We start from the raw sequence: 1,118 nt of genomic DNA, 5'->3' as shown, positions 1-1,118 counted from the left end.
GACAAGATGGCCGCCGCCTGGTACGCGGCGCTCCAGTCGGTGCCCGGCAGCATCGGGCAGGGCCCCGGCACCAGCCCGTCGCCCAGTCCGTCAGCCAGTCCGTCGCCCAGCCCGTCAGCCAGCCCGTCGCCCAGCCCGTCAGCCAGCCCGTCACCGAGCCCTTCTCCGGGCGGCGCGGGGTGCTCGGCCGCGTACGCCGTCGCCGGGCAGTGGGACGGCGGCTTCCAGGCGACGGTGACCGTCACCGCGGGCAGCTCGGCCATCTCCTCGTGGACCGTCGGCTGGCGGTTCGGCAACGGCCAGACGGTCACCCAGTCGTGGAACGCCACGATCAGCAGCAGCGGCGACCAGGTCACCGCCCGCAACGTCGGCTACAACGGCGCGCTCGGCGCGGGCGCGAGCACCCAGTTCGGCTTCCTCGGCACCTGGAACGGCGCCAACGGCGTGCCCACGCTGACCTGCACCGCGAGCTGACTCCAGACATGAAAGTCGCCGTCAACTATCCCCCTGGAGATTCTCGTGCGCTTCACTCGACATCGGCGCTGGCTCGCGGCCGGGATGGCCGCGGCGCTGAGCGTCCTCGGAATCGTGACCGCCGGCTCCGCCCGGGCCGCCGCCGGCTGCCGGGTCACCTACACCGTCACCAACCAGTGGCAGGGCGGCTTCGGCGCCAACGTGGACGTGGTCAACCTGGGTGACCCGATCGACGGCTGGCGCCTCACCTGGTCGTTCCCCGCCGGGCAGACGATCAGCCAGCTGTGGAACGGCAGCTACACGCAGTCGGGCGCCCAGGTCACCGTGACCAACGCCTCCTACAACGGCGCCATCCCGACCGGCGGCAGCGCGTCGTTCGGCTTCAACGGCTCCTGGACCTCGTCCAACCCGGTGCCGGCGAGCTTCGCGCTGAACGGCACCACCTGCAGTGGAACCGTCACCAGCCCCAGTGCCAGTCCCAGCCCCTCGGCGAGCCCGAGCAGCAGCCCCAGCCCTACCCCGTCGCCCTCACCGTCACCGTCGCCGTCACCGTCACCGTCACCGTCGCCGTCGCCGTCGCCGTCGCCGTCGGGTGGGCCGTGGCCGCCGTCGTCGACCTACTCCAATCCGGTGTTGTGGGAGGA

General features: G+C 72.3%; 3 protein-coding genes. 2 read left to right on the top strand and 1 reads right to left on the bottom strand.

Annotated features, from left to right (window positions below):
- The coding region (locus B1L11_RS53630) for a hypothetical protein (RefSeq protein WP_256863454.1) at positions 1-263 on the bottom strand (263 nt) is incomplete at its 3' end.
- Here B1L11_RS53630 and B1L11_RS53625 point away from each other — a divergent pair.
- Positions 235-474: a cellulose binding domain-containing protein gene (locus B1L11_RS53625; protein WP_256863453.1), complete on the top strand. Its 240-nt coding sequence runs from the start codon at positions 235-237 to the stop codon at positions 472-474. The genes B1L11_RS53630 and B1L11_RS53625 overlap by 29 nt on opposite strands.
- 45 nt (positions 475-519) lie before the next feature.
- Positions 520-1,118 (top strand): cellulose-binding domain-containing protein (locus tag B1L11_RS44625; RefSeq protein ID WP_256863452.1); only part of this gene is annotated, 599 nt, incomplete at its 3' end.

Origin of the sequence: Microbispora sp. GKU 823 (assembly GCF_002027145.1) — a bacterium.
Classification (GTDB): Bacteria; Actinomycetota; Actinomycetes; order Streptosporangiales; family Streptosporangiaceae; genus Microbispora; species Microbispora siamensis.
Note: the sequence above shows the minus strand (reverse complement) of the source record. Positions and strands in the feature narration are given on the sequence as shown.